Annotated in this window: 11 protein-coding genes; 5 read left to right on the top strand and 6 right to left on the bottom strand. The window is 59.5% G+C overall.

The annotated features are described in order from the left end of the window. Window positions 1-42 precede the first annotated feature (42 nt). Window positions 43-1,686 (top strand): flotillin family protein, encoded by a 1,644-nt coding sequence (locus ACZCWR_RS30380; RefSeq protein WP_487305371.1) that lies wholly within the window; start codon window positions 43-45, stop codon window positions 1,684-1,686. Further along, window positions 1,664-2,317 carry a YdcF family protein gene (locus ACZCWR_RS30375; RefSeq protein WP_487305370.1) on the top strand — a complete coding sequence of 218 codons (654 nt, stop codon included), beginning with the start codon at window positions 1,664-1,666 and terminating at the stop codon, window positions 2,315-2,317. Before ACZCWR_RS30380 ends, ACZCWR_RS30375 begins: the two co-directional genes overlap by 23 nt. Before the next feature lie 813 nt (window positions 2,318-3,130). Here the strand turns inward: ACZCWR_RS30375 and ACZCWR_RS30370 are convergent. The 5 genes from ACZCWR_RS30370 to ACZCWR_RS30350 all read right to left on the bottom strand — a co-directional run bounded on the left by ACZCWR_RS30370 (window position 3,131) and on the right by ACZCWR_RS30350 (window position 9,609). Further along, window positions 3,131-3,715 carry a peroxidase-related enzyme gene (locus tag ACZCWR_RS30370; protein WP_487305369.1) on the bottom strand — a complete coding sequence of 195 codons (585 nt, stop codon included), beginning with the start codon at window positions 3,713-3,715 and terminating at the stop codon, window positions 3,131-3,133. A 43-nt stretch (window positions 3,716-3,758) separates the two neighbouring features. Next, window positions 3,759-6,371, bottom strand: a complete 2,613-nt coding sequence (locus tag ACZCWR_RS30365) for a PAS domain-containing hybrid sensor histidine kinase/response regulator (RefSeq protein WP_487305368.1) — start codon at window positions 6,369-6,371, stop codon at window positions 3,759-3,761. 173 nt (window positions 6,372-6,544) lie between these two features. Continuing rightward, on the bottom strand, window positions 6,545-6,721 hold the full coding sequence (locus ACZCWR_RS30360; protein ID WP_487305367.1) for a hypothetical protein: 177 nt from the start codon (window positions 6,719-6,721) through the stop codon (window positions 6,545-6,547). 957 nt (window positions 6,722-7,678) lie between these two features. Beyond that, window positions 7,679-9,055, bottom strand: a complete 1,377-nt coding sequence (locus ACZCWR_RS30355; protein ID WP_487305366.1) for a GntT/GntP/DsdX family permease — start codon at window positions 9,053-9,055, stop codon at window positions 7,679-7,681. A 263-nt stretch (window positions 9,056-9,318) separates the two neighbouring features. Further along, window positions 9,319-9,609: a hypothetical protein gene (locus ACZCWR_RS30350; RefSeq protein WP_487305365.1), complete on the bottom strand. Its 291-nt coding sequence runs from the start codon at window positions 9,607-9,609 to the stop codon at window positions 9,319-9,321. 204 nt (window positions 9,610-9,813) lie between these two features. Between ACZCWR_RS30350 and treA the strand changes: the two genes are divergently transcribed. The 3 genes from treA to ACZCWR_RS30335 all read left to right on the top strand — a co-directional run bounded on the left by treA (window position 9,814) and on the right by ACZCWR_RS30335 (window position 13,637). Beyond that, complete coding sequence (treA, locus tag ACZCWR_RS30345) at window positions 9,814-11,457, top strand: alpha,alpha-trehalase TreA (RefSeq protein WP_487305364.1); 1,644 nt, start codon at window positions 9,814-9,816, stop codon at window positions 11,455-11,457. Between the two features lie 25 nt (window positions 11,458-11,482). Then, window positions 11,483-12,205 carry a haloacid dehalogenase type II gene (locus ACZCWR_RS30340; RefSeq protein ID WP_487305363.1) on the top strand — a complete coding sequence of 241 codons (723 nt, stop codon included), beginning with the start codon at window positions 11,483-11,485 and terminating at the stop codon, window positions 12,203-12,205. A 325-nt stretch (window positions 12,206-12,530) separates the two neighbouring features. Continuing rightward, on the top strand, window positions 12,531-13,637 hold the full coding sequence (locus ACZCWR_RS30335) for an IS5 family transposase (RefSeq protein ID WP_487305362.1): 1,107 nt from the start codon (window positions 12,531-12,533) through the stop codon (window positions 13,635-13,637). 828 nt (window positions 13,638-14,465) lie between these two features. Here the strand turns inward: ACZCWR_RS30335 and ACZCWR_RS30330 are convergent. Then, window positions 14,466-14,759, bottom strand: a complete 294-nt coding sequence (locus ACZCWR_RS30330; RefSeq protein WP_487305361.1) for a DUF1330 domain-containing protein — start codon at window positions 14,757-14,759, stop codon at window positions 14,466-14,468. Window positions 14,760-14,816: the final 57 nt, after the last annotated feature.

The raw sequence follows: 14,816 nt of genomic DNA, 5'->3' as shown, positions 1-14,816 counted from the left end.
GGCTTCATCGAGCCTCGATTTTCGTTTCACCCGGAGAAAAAAATGATGAACGGTCTCATGTTTTACGGCATCGCGGCAGCGGCGATTTTCATTGCGCTGTGCGTGATCGGCATGATCTTCGCGCGGCTTTATGTGCGTGCATCGGCGGAGCGCGCGTTCGTGCGCACGGGGCTCGGCGGGCAGAAGGTCATCATGAGCGGCGGCGCGGTCGTGCTGCCGGTGTTTCATGAAGTCATCCCCATCAACATGAACACGCTGAAGCTCGAAGTGAGCCGCGCGACGCGCGATAGCCTCATCACCAAGGACCGCATGCGCGTGGACGTGGTGGTGGCGTTCTTCGTGCGCGTGAAGCCGAGCGCGGAAGGTGTCTCGACCGCCGCGCAAACGCTCGGCCAGCGCACGCTCGCGCCGGAACATCTGCGCGCGCTCGTCGATGACAAGTTTGTCGATGCGTTGCGTTCCACCGCCGCGCAAATGACCATGCAGGATCTTCAGGATGCCCGACAAATTTTCGTGCAGGGCGTGCAGAACACCGTCGCCGAAGATTTGACGAAGAACGGACTGGAACTTGAAAGTGTGTCGCTGACCAACTTCAATCAGACATCGAAGGAATATTTCGATCCGAACAACGCGTTCGATGCCGAAGGTCTCACCAAGCTCACGCAGGAAACCGAGCGGCGCCGCAAGGAGCGCAACGAGGTCGAGCAGGACGTGGAAGTGTCGGTGCGCGAGAAGAACCGAGATGCGCTCGCCCGCAAGCTCGAAATCGAGCAGCAGGAAGCGTTCATGACGCTCGAACAGGAGCAGCAGGTCAAGACGCGCACGGCCGAGCAGAACTCGCGCATCGCGACGTTCGAGGCGCAGCGGCATCAGGAAGCGGAGCAGAGCCGGATTGCGGCGGAGCGTCAGGTGCAGGAATCGGAAATCGAGCGCGAACAGGCCGTGCGCACGCGCAAGGTCGAGGCGGAGCGTGAAGTGCGCGTGAAGGAAATCGATCAGTCGAAGGTGACGGAGATCGCGCAGCAGGAGAAGGCGATCGTGATCGCGCAGAAGTCGGAGGCGCAATCGCAGGCGCAGGCGCGTGCGAACGAATCGCTGGCGGAAGCCGTGAAGGCGGAACAGTTGGTCGAGACCACGCGCCGCACGGCCGAAGCGGATCGCGCGAAGCAGGTCGCGCTGATCGAAGCGGCGCAGGAGGCGGAAACGAACGCGGTGCATATCACGACCAACGCGCGCGCCGAACGCGAAGCGGCGGAGATGAAGGCGGCGGCCATCGTCGAACTGGCGGAAGCGGACCGCAAGAAGGGTCTGGCCGAAGCGGAAGCACAACGCGCGCTCAACGATTCGATCAACGCGTTGTCGTCCGATCAGACGAGCCTCAAGTTCAAGCTCGCCTTGTTGCAGGCGCTGCCTTCGGTGATCGCGCAGACCGTCGCGCCGATGAAGGCCATCGACGGCATCAAGATCATTCAGGTGGACGGGCTGAACCGCTCGGGTGGCGCGCACGCGGGCGAGGGCGCACCGGCTGCGGGCAATCTTGCGGAGCAGGCGATGTCGGCGGCGCTGGCGTATCGCGCGCATGCGCCGTTGATCGATTCGCTGCTGGGCGAGATTGGTCTTTCCGGCGGCTCGCTGCAACAACTCGTTCCGGCGATGCCTGTCGATGCGGCGCATCAGGAAGCGTAAGCCGTTGTGGTCGGCCATGCGGTGGGTTGTCATCGCGTGGCTGATAGCGGTCGTTGGGATCTGCGTGACGGGTATGCGCATGCCGTATGCGAAGGCCGACTTGGCCGTTGTCTTCGGCAATGCGCTTTACGGCGACGGCACGCCGAAGCCGATTCTCGCTGCGCGGCTCGATGCTGCGGTGCGTTGTCATCGCGATGGGATGTGTCCTGTCTTGTTCGTGAGTGGCAGCATCGATGGGCCGGGGCTCGATGAGGCTCGCGCGATGCAGCGTTATCTCGTCGAGCAGGGTGTGGATGCACTTGCCATTGTCGTGGATGATCGAGGTGATAACACGCTTGCCAGTGCGCGTAACGCGGTGGCCTATATGCGTGCGCATGGCATGGCGAGTGTCATGCTGGTTAGCCAGTTTCATCATCTGGCGCGGGCGCGGTTGGCGTTTGGGCATGCCGGTGTCAGGCGCGTTTATGGCACTTATCCGCGGGTGTTTCGGTTGATTGACTTTTATTCGATCTGGAGAGAAGTGCCGGCGTATGCCGTTTATCTTGTGCGGCTTGCGATTAATTCCGATGCGTCGGCGGTTTCGTTTCGGCCTATGCGTTTTTTTGGGGATTTGGTTAGGTGTGTTGGGTGATACGTCGTTGTTTTGTCGTGCAAGGGGCTGCTGTTGTTTGTGCTTTTATTGCAGTAGCCGCCTCCCCGGCGGGGGGGTAACTTTCTTTGCTGCTGCAAAGAAAGTCACCAAAGAAAGCAGCTTTTTACCCCATGCACGATGGCTGGAGAGGGTTGGTCTGGATTAAGCGATGCAGTGGCCGCAATAGGACTTCCTTCGCTTAACTAGCCGCTTGGGCAACCTTGCGATTGCGCGCTCGAATCCCTGGATCTCAGTGGACCGCATTCATTCTTTCGGCCATGCGCTGCGCGCGCCGAGAGCTTTAGAACGGAATCCCGCAGCGTATAAGCGCCCAGCCACCTCACGCTTCCCCGCAAGATTGCTATTCGGTCCTACCTTGGTTAGTGCTCCGACGAAAAGTGAGTTGCGTTGGTGTGCGCACGTTGCCCCAGAAGCGCTTTCCAAGGTAGGGCCCAATGGGAGAGGTGCGATGCGGCGTGAGGTGGCTGGGCGCTGATACGCTGCGGGGTTCCGTTCTAAAGCTCTCGGCGCGCGCAGCGCATGGCCGATTGAATGAATGCGGTCCACTAGGACCAAAAGAATCGAGCGCGCAATCGCCAGGTTGCCTAAGCGGCGCGTTAATCGTGGAAAGTCCTATTGCGGCCACTGCATCGTTAATTCAGACCACACTTTCCAGCCAGCGTGCGGAGGGGTAAAAGCTGCTTTCTTTGGTGACTTTCTTTGCAGCAGCAAAGAAAGTTACCCCCCCGCCGGGGAGGCGGCTACTGCAATAAAACCCCCACCAACAGCAGCCCTTTGCAAGAAGAAGCAGGATCACCGTTCACGCGGCACACGCCCCATCAAAAAAAACTCATCATTAGGCCGCATCGAAATCACATTCGCCATTCGGTTCGACAACCCGAAAAACGCCGTAATAGCCGCGATGTCCCACACATCTTCATCGCTGAAACCATGAGCGTGGAGCACGGAGAAATCCGCATCATCCACACGGCCAGCATCCATGCAAACCTTCACCGCGAAATCAAGCATGGCTTGCTGCCGAAGCGAAATATCCGCCTTACGATGATTCACCGCGACTTGATCCGCGACAAACGCGTTCTTTTCATAGATGCGCAAAATCGCGCCATGCGCCACCACGCAATAAAGGCAATCATTCACGCCGCTCGTCGCCACCACGATCATCTCGCGCTCACCTTTCGTGAGACCGCTTTCCTTGAGCATCAACGCATCGTGATAGGCGAAGAACGCTCGAAACTCATCGGGCCTATGCGCCAGCGTCAGAAACACATTCGGCACGAAGCCCGCTTTCTCCTGCACTTCAAGAATGCGCGCGCGAATATCGTCAGGCCAGTCCTGCGGCGAAGGAACGGGATAGCGGCTGATGGGTGGCGTGCTCATGGCGTCTCCGTGCTGTTATCGATCACGCCTCATTCTGCACGATTCACCGCGCAACAGTCAGCGACGCCAGCAGCTTGAGCAAACTCTCCACGTTCACCGGCTTGACGAAGTGATAGTCGAAGCCCGCCGACTGCGCGCGCAACCGGTCCTCGGCCTGTCCATAGCCCGTGATGGCAATCATCAACGGCGTGCGCTCACCTTTGCGTCGCATGCGGCGCGCAAGCTCGTATCCGTCGATATCCGGCAGGCCGATATCCAGCAACGCGACATCCAGTTGCAGCGGCGGCGCCATTTCAAGCGCCTCTGCCGATGAATACGCGACGCGCACCGTATGCCCCTCCGACTCGCACAGCATGGCGAGCGAATCGGCGGCATCGCGGTTATCGTCCACCACGAGTATGCGCAAGGACTGACGCGTTTTCTGCGTGCTCGCATCGGATAAGGCAAGCGCCGAATGCCGCTCATGATGATGCAAACGCGGCAGACGAATGGTGACCGTGGTGCCGAGTCCCGGCCCGGGGCTTTGCACGGCGATGGTGCCCTTGTGCATCTCCACCAGCTTCTTGACGAGCGACAAGCCGATACCCAGCCCGCCGTTCGAACGGTCCAGCGTGCGCTCGCCTTGAGAAAATAGTTCGAATACCTTAGGAAGCAGATCGGAGGAGATACCCGTGCCCGTATCGGCGATCACGATCGATACCCACTCCTCATCCGCCTGCACGCTCACCGTTATACGTCCACCTTCGGGCGTGTACTTGCTCGCGTTGTTCAGCACGTTGACGAGAATCTGCGAGAGACGCGTGACATCACCGCACACCCATGTGGTGGCATCCGTCACATCGACGGTGATGTGCTGCGCGCGCGCTTCCACCATGCCCGCGATAGTTTCGACCGCGTGATACACCGCCGTGCCCACGAGTATCGCTTCGAGCTGAAGCGCAATGCGCCCCTGCGTGATGCGCGACACTTCCAGCAGATCATCGACGATGCGCGTCATGTGCTCGACCTGCCGGCTCATCAACGCAATGAGTTCGCGCGTGCCGCTGTGCACGGCATGATCCTTGTGCAGCAAGGCGATGGCGGTGCGCATCGGCGCGAGCGGATTGCGCAGTTCGTGCGCGAGCATCGCGAGGAATTCGTCCTTGCGACGGCCCGCTTCGCGCAGCATCAGTTCCATCGATTTGCGATCGGTGATGTCGAACAGACATCCGATGATGCGCAACGGCTCGCCCTCGTTGTCACGCTGGAGCAGGGCGCTGCCTTGCATCCATCGTTCGCCGTGAAGGTTCTGCACGCGAAATTCGAACGGTGCGCCGGGATCGTCGCCTGCCGCCAGCCGTTGCAGATAGCGATCGAGCGTCTTGCTGTCCTCGGGATGCACACGCGAGAGCGCGGCGTCATACGTGAGCACTTCGTCGATGCGCGGCTCGCCGCCCGTTTCGAACTGCATGGTCCACGTCGTGAGTTCGAGCGAGACGATATGAATCTTCGCGGCCTGCATCGCCACCGTGAGACGCAGACTGCGCGCTTCGATGGCAGCTTGCGCTTCGTATTGCGGCGTGACATCGGTCGTGGTGCCGAACCATTCCTGCAGATGACCGCGCGCATCGTAAAGGGGCGCTGCATGCGCCTGCACGATGCGGTACAAACCATCGCGACGAAGCATGCGAAAGTTGAGCGTGATGGGGATGCCTTCTTTCACCGCATCCAGCCACGCATGGCGGATATTTTCGCGGTCGTCGGGGTGAATGAAATCGAGCCAGCCCCAGCCGGACAAACGCTCGGGCGGCAGGCCCGTGAAGCGCTCCCATTCGCCGCCTGACGGGCGTATTTCGCCGGTGGCGTCCGCTGCCCAAACGAGTGCGCCGGTCGATTCCACCAGCGCGCGATAACGCCGCTCGCTCAGGCTCAGGCGTTCCTCATCCGCTCGCTGCGCGCTGATATCGAAACTCACGCCATACACGCGCGTCAGCACGCCATGACGATCGAACTCGGGATGCCCGCGCATGCGCAGCCAGCGGCGCATGCCTTCTTCGCCGTCGAGCAGCATGAAATCGAATTCGAACGGACCGCCTTCGCGCAGCGCTTCGGTGAGCTTGCGCTGAAACGGCTCGCGATATTCGGGCGCCACGCGGTCCCATACTTCGGACAGCATGACCGCCTCGGTACCCGGCGGAAACGAATACAACGCGGCGAGTTGCGCGGTCATGCGCACCACGCGCGTCTTCATGTCCCATTCCCACGCGCCCATGCGCGCGCCCGCGAAAGCTGCCTTCAGACGACGTTCGCCCGCTTCGTACATGGCCCACGCGTGCCGGCATTCGTGAATGTCGATGGCGACGCCCACTGTCTCGCCGATTTGCCCTTCGTCATCGCGACGCGCCTGTAGATGCAGCGTGTGCCAGCGGAATACGCCATCTGCGCGCAGGAGACGGACATCGACGTTACGCAGCAGCGTGCCGTCGCGCATTTGGCGCAACGCATCGAGAACGGGCTGCACATCTTCCGCATGCACGAAGGCCTTCCAATGACGGCCGACGAGATCGGGAAATGCAATGCCCAGATAACGGCATGCCCACGGATTGCCGTATTGAATGCTCCCGTCACGCGCCGCGCGCCAGACGAACGACGGGAGAAAGTGAGCAGGATCGTGCATGAGCGTCCTTGCTTCGAGTAATCGACGACACGCGTTGCCAGGCGCGCTTTGATCAGGGTTTTGGATAGCTTAGGGATACCATACAACAAAAGCTATCGGTAACTGCGGGGTCGACGGCGCTTTTGCAAAGCGGGGTAGCAAGTCTTGCCGATTTCGAACATGCGTGCTTTCTTTTAGCCTGCTTCGCCGACGTCTTTCGGATCGGGGAGGTTTTGGCCCTTGCTGCCTTCGGGCGGTGCGGGTTCGTGCTTCGATTGCTTGCGTTGTTCGTCGCTTAGGCGGCGGTCGGCCATGTTTGGATCGTCGGGGGTTTGTTTGGGTGGGGTGGGGCGTGCGGTTTCGTTTTCCATTTCGGTTGCTCCTTTTGGATGCGGATTAGCGCTTGCATGGGGCGTGCCTAGGTTGACTTGCTTCTATCTTGGCGGTTAAGGCCTCGTGGCGTGGGAGCGATGTAATGATGACGTGGATCATGTGTAGGTGTTTGTTGTTCTTTTCTTTCATGCAAGGGCTGCTGTTGTTTGTGTTGTTTATTCAGTAGCCGCCTCCCCGGCGGGGGGGTAACTTTCTTTGCTGCTGCAAAGAAAGTCACCAAAGAAAGCAGCTTTTTACCCCATGCACGATGGCTGGAGAGGGTTGGTCTGGATTAACGATACAGTGGCCGCAATAGGACTTTGCTCGGTTGCTTTAGCGCGTGGGCAACCTCGCGATTTCGCGCTCGAATCCTTCGGTCTTAGTGGCCCGCGTTCATTGTTTCGGCCATGCGCTGCGCGCGCCGAGAACGTAAGAACGGAATCCCGCAGCGTATCAGCGCCCAGCCACTTCACACCGCATCGCACCTCTCCCATTGGGCCCTACCTTGGTAAGCGCTTCTGGGCAGAGCGTGCACACCAACGCGCGTCACCTTTTAGTCGGAGCACTCACCAAGGTAGGACCGAATAGCAATCTTGCGGGGAAGCATGAGGTGGCTGGGCGCTTATATGCTGCGGGATTCCGTTCTAAAGCTCTCGGCGCGCGAAGCGCATGGCCGAAAGAATGAGCGCGATCCACTAAACGTTGGTTACTCAAGCGCGCAATCGCGAGGTTGCCTAAGCGACTCGTTATGCGTGGCAAGCCCTATTGCGGCCACTGTATCCGTTAATCCAGACCAACCCTCTCCAGCCATCGTGCATGGGGTAAAAAGCTGCTTTCTTTGGTGACTTTCTTTGCAGCAGCAAAGAAAGTTACCCCCCCGCCGGGGAGGCGGCTACTGAATAAACAATACAAACAAGAGAGGCCCTTGCACGACACATAAACCGCCGCCATTACTCTCATGCGAGCACGCTCCACAAAGCAAGCGTCAACACGAGTCCCACTACAGAAACGATCGTCTGCAACACCGACCACACCGCAACCGTCTGCTTGAGCTTCAACCCAAAATATTCCCGCACCATCCAAAACCCCGCATCGTTGACGTGGCAGAAGAACACCGAGCCCGCACCGATGGCGAGCGCCATCAACGACGTATGCACCGGTGAAAGCCCAGTCACCACGGGAGCGACGATGCCCGCAGTCGTCGTCGTCGCCACTGTCGCCGAACCGGTCGCCTGCCGCAGCGCCACCGCAATCAGCCAAGCAAGCAGCAGCAAAGGCAAATGCGCGCCCACCGCAATCTTGCCGATGGTCGCGCTGATACCCGCGTTCACCAACATCTGCTTGAGCCCGCCGCCCGCGCCGATGGTAAGCAGCAGCGCCGCGATCGGCGGCAGGCTCTTGCGCAAAATCCCGCCGACGCGATCACGCGCCATGCCGCGCGACCACCCGAGCATCACGATGGCGAACAGCACGGTCAGCGCCAGCGCCACGAGCGGCTCGCCGACGAAATCGAGCACGTCGTACGCCAGCGTGTCCTTCGTGAGCGCGAGCTTGGCGACGGTGCGGCCGAGCATCATCGCCACGGGCAGCAGGATGGTGATGAGCGAGATGGCGAAGCCCGGCTGCGATGCGCCCTGTGCATGTTCGGTGAAGAGCTTGCCCATTTCCTCGGGTTCCTCGACATGCAGCCGCTTGCTGATGAACATGCCGTAGAGCGGACCCGCGAGCACCACGGCGGGCAGCGCGACGATCAGACCGAGCCCGAGCGTGAGGCCCAGATCCGCGTGCAGCGCGCTCACCGCGATCAGCGGCCCCGGATGCGGCGGCAGCAGCGCGTGCAGCGTCGTCATGCCCGCGAGCGCCGGAATGGCAATGCGCAGGATCGGTTGCTTTGAGCGGCGCGCCATCACGAAGATGATCGGTACCATCATCACGAGGCCGACTTCGAAGAACAGCGGCAGCCCGACGATGATCGCGACGGCGGCCATCATCCAGGGCAGCGTTTTGGGGGTGGAATGATCGAGCAGCGTGGTGACGAGCCGGTCGGCCGCGCCGGATTCGGCCATCAGTGCACCGAGCATGGCCCCGAGCGCGATGATGATCCCGACGTCGCCGAGCAGCGCGCCCGCGCCTTTGCTGAACGCCTGCGCGATGGCTTCGAGCGGCTGATGCGCGGCAAAGCCCGCGACGAACGTGCCGACGAGGATGGAGAGAAATGGCGCGAGCTTCAGCACGCCGATGGAAACGATGATGATCGCGAGGCCGATCCCGCAGGCGATCAGAAGCTGGGTGTCATGGGCAGACCAGGAAGCGAGCGTGGTAGTTGGATTCACGTTGACCTTGTTGCTGAAGCGCAGCGGCCGGGTGCCGGTGCCATTACGGTTAGCTTTCGCTCGCTTGCCGTGCCGCGCTTTCGATCAGGCGCGGCACAACATGGCGGGCGCGAAGCCCCGTCGTAATAGCATTTTTCCCGGCGATGGTCAAAACGTGAGGGTGCTTACCGTGCGCGGTTCGCACCGCAGTCGATTGCATTTTGACTTTTGCATGCGAAATGCAATCTGGCATTTTGCATGCAACATGCATTTCCCGGCGGTGCTCAGGCTGCCGCTTGCGAAGGTCCCGTTTCGCTTCCGGGCTGCTCCAGCATATCCAGCAATTTGATGACGCGCGCGCGTTGCACCGACACGAGATCGCTTTCTTCGACCAGTGCGCTCAGGCGGCGACGCCAATACGCGCGGTCGAGGCAACCGAGCGGTGCGGGCTCGCTCGCCTTGGCGAACGAAGTGATCATGTATTCCAGATGATCCAGTTGCGCATCCGCCTGACGCGCCGGCATGAGCGTGGCGCGCGAGGCATTCGGGGCTTGAAGGGCTTTGGACTTTCTCATGGTATTGACCGGAAGGGCGCTTCATGCAATTCGTACAGCAGACTGTGTTTACGGCCGAACGCTGCTTTTCTTGATTGAACCGCGCGAATGGTGCAGCGCGAATTGCCATCGATCGTTCGTCGTGCCATGCTTCGCCGAGCCCAAAATTACAAACCTTAGGCGGAGCGAGACCAGTCCGGTTCACCACCCTTCGAAGGAGTGAGCATGATCGAACTGTCAGGGCATCGCGCGGCGCGGCAAGCGTCGCTGAGGTATCGAACAACATTGCGCGGATGGCTTGGCGCATGGGTCCTGTTCGGCGCATCGGCGGGATTGGCGCAGGCCGACACGCAACCGATCGCGCCCATTCCCGCACCCCCCAGCGTGTTATATGGCGATCTCTTTGTCGCGGTGCAGACCGCGCAGATTTTTCCGGATCAGAAGACCTTCGTGGATGCCACGCCCAAGATGGCGCCCGCGCAGATCGTCGCGTTGTACGACCAGCAAAAGCTGACGCCGGGCTTCTCGCTGACGGCCTTCGTCAATCAATATTTCACGCTGCCGCAGGATGGCGGCATCACGCCGCCTTCGGGGCAGACCTTGCGTGAGCATATCGACTGGCTCTGGCCGCAACTCACGCGCGTGACTACCAGCGCGCCGCCCTATAGCTCGCTTATTCCGCTGCCCAAATCCTATGTCGTGCCGGGCGGGCGATTCCGCGAAGGCTACTACTGGGATACCTATTTCACGATGCTCGGCCTGCAGGAGGCCGGCCGCGAAGATCTCGTGGACGACATGCTGGACAACTTCGCTTATCTCATCGATACGATCGGCCATATTCCCAACGGAAACCGCACGTATTACGTGAGCCGTTCGCAGCCGCCGTTCTTTTCATACATGGTGGAACTGGCCGCGCAGAAAGAGGGCGGACGCGTCTATCAAAAGTATCTGCCGCAACTGCGCCGCGAACATGCGTATTGGATGACGGGCGCGCGCAATCTCAATCCGGGCGATGCCGTGCGCAATGTCGTGATGCTGCCCGATCGCACCGTGCTCAATCGCTATTGGGACGAGCGCGACGTGCCGCGCGACGAGTCGTATCTGGAAGATGTGCAGACCGCCGCGATGGTGCCCAATCGTCCTGCTAACGAAGTCTATCGCGATCTTCGCGCGGCGGCCGAAAGCGGCTGGGATTTCAGTTCGCGCTGGTTCGGCGACAACATGACGCTGACATCCATTCGCACGACGTCGATCATTCCCGTCGATCTTAATAGCCTGATGTTCCACCTTGAAACGACCATTGCAATAGGGTGCGGCGAGGCGCGCGATTTCGGCTGCGTGGCCGAATATATTCAAAAGGCCGCAAAAAGGGCGATTGGCATCAACCGGTATCTTTGGAACGCGAATGGCTATTACGGCGACTATGACTGGCAGCTCAAACAGCCGCGCAACAATCCATCGGCGGCCATGCTTTATCCGTTGTTCGCGGGCGCTGCGTGGCCGGATCGTGCAGAACGCACAGCAAATACCGTACAAAACATTTTGCTCAAGCCGGGCGGTCTGGTCACCACCACATTCAACACCACACAGCAATGGGATGCACCGAATGGCTGGGCACCTTTGCATTGGATCGCGGTGCAAAGCCTCAGGCGTTATGGACGCGGCGATCTTGCACAGCAGATCGGCACGCGCTTTCTCGCGGACGTGAACCACGTCTATGACACGCAACAGAAACTCGTGGAAAAATACGTCGTGGAAGGCTCGGGCACGGGTGGTGGTGGAGGCGGGGAATATCCGCTGCAGGATGGCTTCGGATGGACCAACGGCGTCACGCTGCGGCTACTCGATCTCTATGCGCCGGGACAATGAATACTGACTGCATGGGAGTAGTGAATTGATCTTGCCTCACGTAAAGGCTTTCGTCTTCGATACATTCGGCACCGTGGTGGATTGGCGCGGCGGCGTGGCACGCGAGGCCGCGCCGTTCCTGCAACGCTATGGCGAGCCTGGTGCTCAGCCGGATGCATTTGCCGATGCGTGGCGAAGCCGCTATGGCCCATCCATGCAACCGGTCCGCACCGGCGAGCGGCCTTTCGTTCGCCTCGACGTGTTGCATCGCGAGAATCTGGAAGCGGTGTTGCCGGAGTTTGGCATCGATGTTGAGTCGGTGCCTGCTGCCGTGCTCGATGAACTCAATCTGGCGTGGCATCGGCTCGATCCTTGGCCGGACTCTGTGCCGGGATTGACGCGTCTGAAAGCGCGTTACATGATCGCGCCGCTTTCCAACGGCAATATTCGTCTCATGGTGGATATGGCCAAGCGTGCGGGCCTGCCTTGGGACGCCATTCTAGGCGCGGAGATCGCGCATACTTACAAGCCGAATCCGCAAGCCTATACGCGCACGGCTGAAACGTTGATGCTGGAACCGCAGGAGATTTGCATGGTCGCCGCGCATAACGATGATCTCAAGGCAGCGCGGGAATGTGGGTTCAAGACAGCGTTTATTCTGAGACCACATGAGCATGGGCCGAATCAAACAAGCAATCTGAAAGCCGAAAGTGATTGGGATGTGATTGTTGAAGGCATCGATCGACTGGCGGATGCTGTGGGGGCTTGAGTTCGGTGTATCGGGTAGCGTTGGGGGGGCTTTATGTCGTGCAAGGGGCTGCTGTTGTTTGTGTTTGTTATGCAGTAGCCGCCTCCCCGGCGGGGGGGTAACTTTCTTTGCTGCTGCAAAGAAAGTCACCAAAGAAAGCAGCTTTTTACCCCATGCACGCTGGCTGGAAAGGGTTGGTCTGGATTAATGGATGCTGTGGCCGCAATAGGACTTTCCACGCATAACGAGTCGCTTAGCAGCCTGTTGAAATACCCTCCTCCCGAGTCATCCATACGCAAGGCAGAAACGTTGATCTAAAGAATCGAACGACACAGAGACCAAAGCGATGCGCGGCCCCGACGGCTATACCGAATCGATGTTTACGATGTCCAGACTGGACGATTTCGTTCCGGCCAATCATCCGCTGCGACCCATTCGCTTGTGGCTGAACGAGGCGCTCACGCGCATGGACGCGGTGTTTTCGCGCATGTACGAGAGCGAGGCCAAGGGCGGTCGCCCGAGCATCGCGCCGGAGAAACTGATACGCGCGCTGTTGTTGCAGGTGCTGTATTCGATTCGCAGCGAACGCATGCTGATGGAGCAAATCTCTTACAACATGCTGTTTCGATGGTTCGTCGGACTGGCGATGGACGATACGGTCTGGGACCACTCCACCTTCAGCAAGAACCGCGACCGGCTGATGGTCCACGATGTCATGGTCAGCCTGTTCAACGAGACTGTCGAGACGGCGCGCGTGCGAGGTCACCTGTCGGGCGAGCACTTCAGCGTCGACGGCACGCTCATTCAGGCGTGGGCGGGGCACAAGAGTTTCGTGCCCAAGACGAAACCGGATGACGATTCGCCGCCTGAGGGCGGAGGCGGCCCGCAGGAGAACTGGCGCGGCGAGAAACGCAGCAACGACACACACGAATCCAGCACGGACAATCAGGCACGACTGTTCCGCAAGAGTCGTGGCACGGGCGCGGTGCTTTGCTACATGGGTCACGTGCTGACCGATAACCGGCATGGTCTCGTGGTCAACGCTCAGGTCACGCAGGCCAACGGCACGGCCGAACGCGACGCAGCCGCGCAGATGCTTGCCGATGCTGCGCAATTTGCCGGTACGACCATAACGGTCGGTGCCGACAAGAACTACGATACGGCTGGCTTCGTGGCGACGTGTCGCGCGAACAACGTGACACCGCACGTGGCGCAAAACGATGCACGCGCGGGCGGTTCCGCGATCGACGCTCGAACCACGCGATGGCCCGGCTATGCAATGAGTCAGTGCAAACGCAAATGCATCGAGCAGGTGTTCGGATGGGGCAAGACCGTCGGGCGGATTCGGCAGGCGATGTATCGAGGTCTGAAGCGAGTCGACCAACTTTTTCTGCTGACTCAGGTGGCGTACAACTTGACCCGCATGCGAACGCTTGCTGCTCGGGCAGCTTGAAAACGTAAGCGAGAAGCAAAGCGGCATTGGCAGCAGATGAATCAAAGAAAAGTTGGCGTCAATTCATTTGAAACACTGCATCGTGCTAGCTCTTGCGGATAAACGAGCGCGCGTTCATTCAGGGATATTTCAACGGGCTGTTAGGCAACCTCGCAATTGCGCGCTCGATTACTCAAGTCTTAGTGGTCCGCATTCATTCTTTCGGCCATGCGCTTCGCGCGCCGAGAAAGTAAGAACGGAACCCCGCAGCCTATAAGCGCCCAGCCACCTCACACTTCCCCGCAAGATTGCTATTCGGTCCTACCTTGGTTAGTGGTCCGATTAAAGGTGACTTGCGTTGGTATGTACGCTTCGCCCAGAAGTACTCACCAAGGTAGGGCCGAATGACAACATAACGGCAAGGTATGATGTGGCTGGGCGCTAATACGCTGCGGGATTCCGTTCTTACGTTCTCGGCGCGCGCAGCGCATGGCCGAAAGCATGAATGCGGTCCACTAAGTCCAAAGGATTCGAACGCGTAATCGCGAGGTTGCCCATACGCTTAACGAAACGTGGGACATCCTAAAGCGGCCACTGTATTGTTAATTCAGGCCACACTTTCCAGCCAGCGGGCACGGGGTAAAAGCTGCTTTCTTTGGTGACTTTCTTTGCAGCAGCAAAGAAAGTTACCCCCCCGCCGGGGAGGCGGCTACTGAATAAACAACACAATCAGCAGCAGCCCTTTTTACGCAAGAACAACAAAAACGACAGTAAAAACAAACACTCTCAAACCAAGTGCTACGGTCCACACTCAAGTAAGAATGGCGGCGCGATACCGCCATCCTTTCCTCATTCGCTTCCTTCGACGATACGAAAATCGCGCTCACACGCGTCACCAAGCACGTCCAGCGCTTCCTTATACTTCGCGCTGTTGAACGCAGCAATAGCGGCATCGAGCGAATCGAATTCGACGAGCACGGTGCGCTCTTTCACGCCGTCGCCTTGCGTCATCGCAGCGACGCCGCGCGCCAGTGCCCGTCCGCCGCCTTCCTGAATGGCGACGACCGCCAGCTTCGAATACGCGGCGACTTGGTCCGGATTGTTGATCTTACGGTATGCACTGACCCAATATCCTTTTGCCATTTCGTTTATCTCCAGTGATTGTCGAACGGGCAGTATAGCCAAGAATTTTGCTAAAGC

It is taken from the genome of Caballeronia sp. A2-2 (assembly GCF_057612605.2).
The sequence above is the reverse complement of the archived record's forward strand: the minus strand, read 5'-3'. Positions and strand labels throughout refer to the sequence as shown.

Coding starts and splice junctions, on each gene's coding strand:
- ACZCWR_RS30375 (WP_487305370.1), top strand. CDS start 1,664: ATGCGGCGCATCAGGAAGCGTAAGCCGTTGTGGTCGGCCATGCGGTGG.
- ACZCWR_RS30370 (WP_487305369.1), bottom strand. CDS start 3,715: ATGAGCACGCCACCCATCAGCCGCTATCCCGTTCCTTCGCCGCAGGAC.
- ACZCWR_RS30335 (WP_487305362.1), top strand. CDS start 12,531: ATGCGCGGCCCCGACGGCTATACCGAATCGATGTTTACGATGTCCAGA.
- ACZCWR_RS30350 (WP_487305365.1), bottom strand. CDS start 9,609: ATGAGAAAGTCCAAAGCCCTTCAAGCCCCGAATGCCTCGCGCGCCACG.
- treA (WP_487305364.1), top strand. CDS start 9,814: ATGATCGAACTGTCAGGGCATCGCGCGGCGCGGCAAGCGTCGCTGAGG.
- ACZCWR_RS30380 (WP_487305371.1), top strand. CDS start 43: ATGATGAACGGTCTCATGTTTTACGGCATCGCGGCAGCGGCGATTTTC.
- ACZCWR_RS30330 (WP_487305361.1), bottom strand. CDS start 14,759: ATGGCAAAAGGATATTGGGTCAGTGCATACCGTAAGATCAACAATCCG.
- ACZCWR_RS30365 (WP_487305368.1), bottom strand. CDS start 6,371: ATGCACGATCCTGCTCACTTTCTCCCGTCGTTCGTCTGGCGCGCGGCG.
- ACZCWR_RS30360 (WP_487305367.1), bottom strand. CDS start 6,721: ATGGAAAACGAAACCGCACGCCCCACCCCACCCAAACAAACCCCCGAC.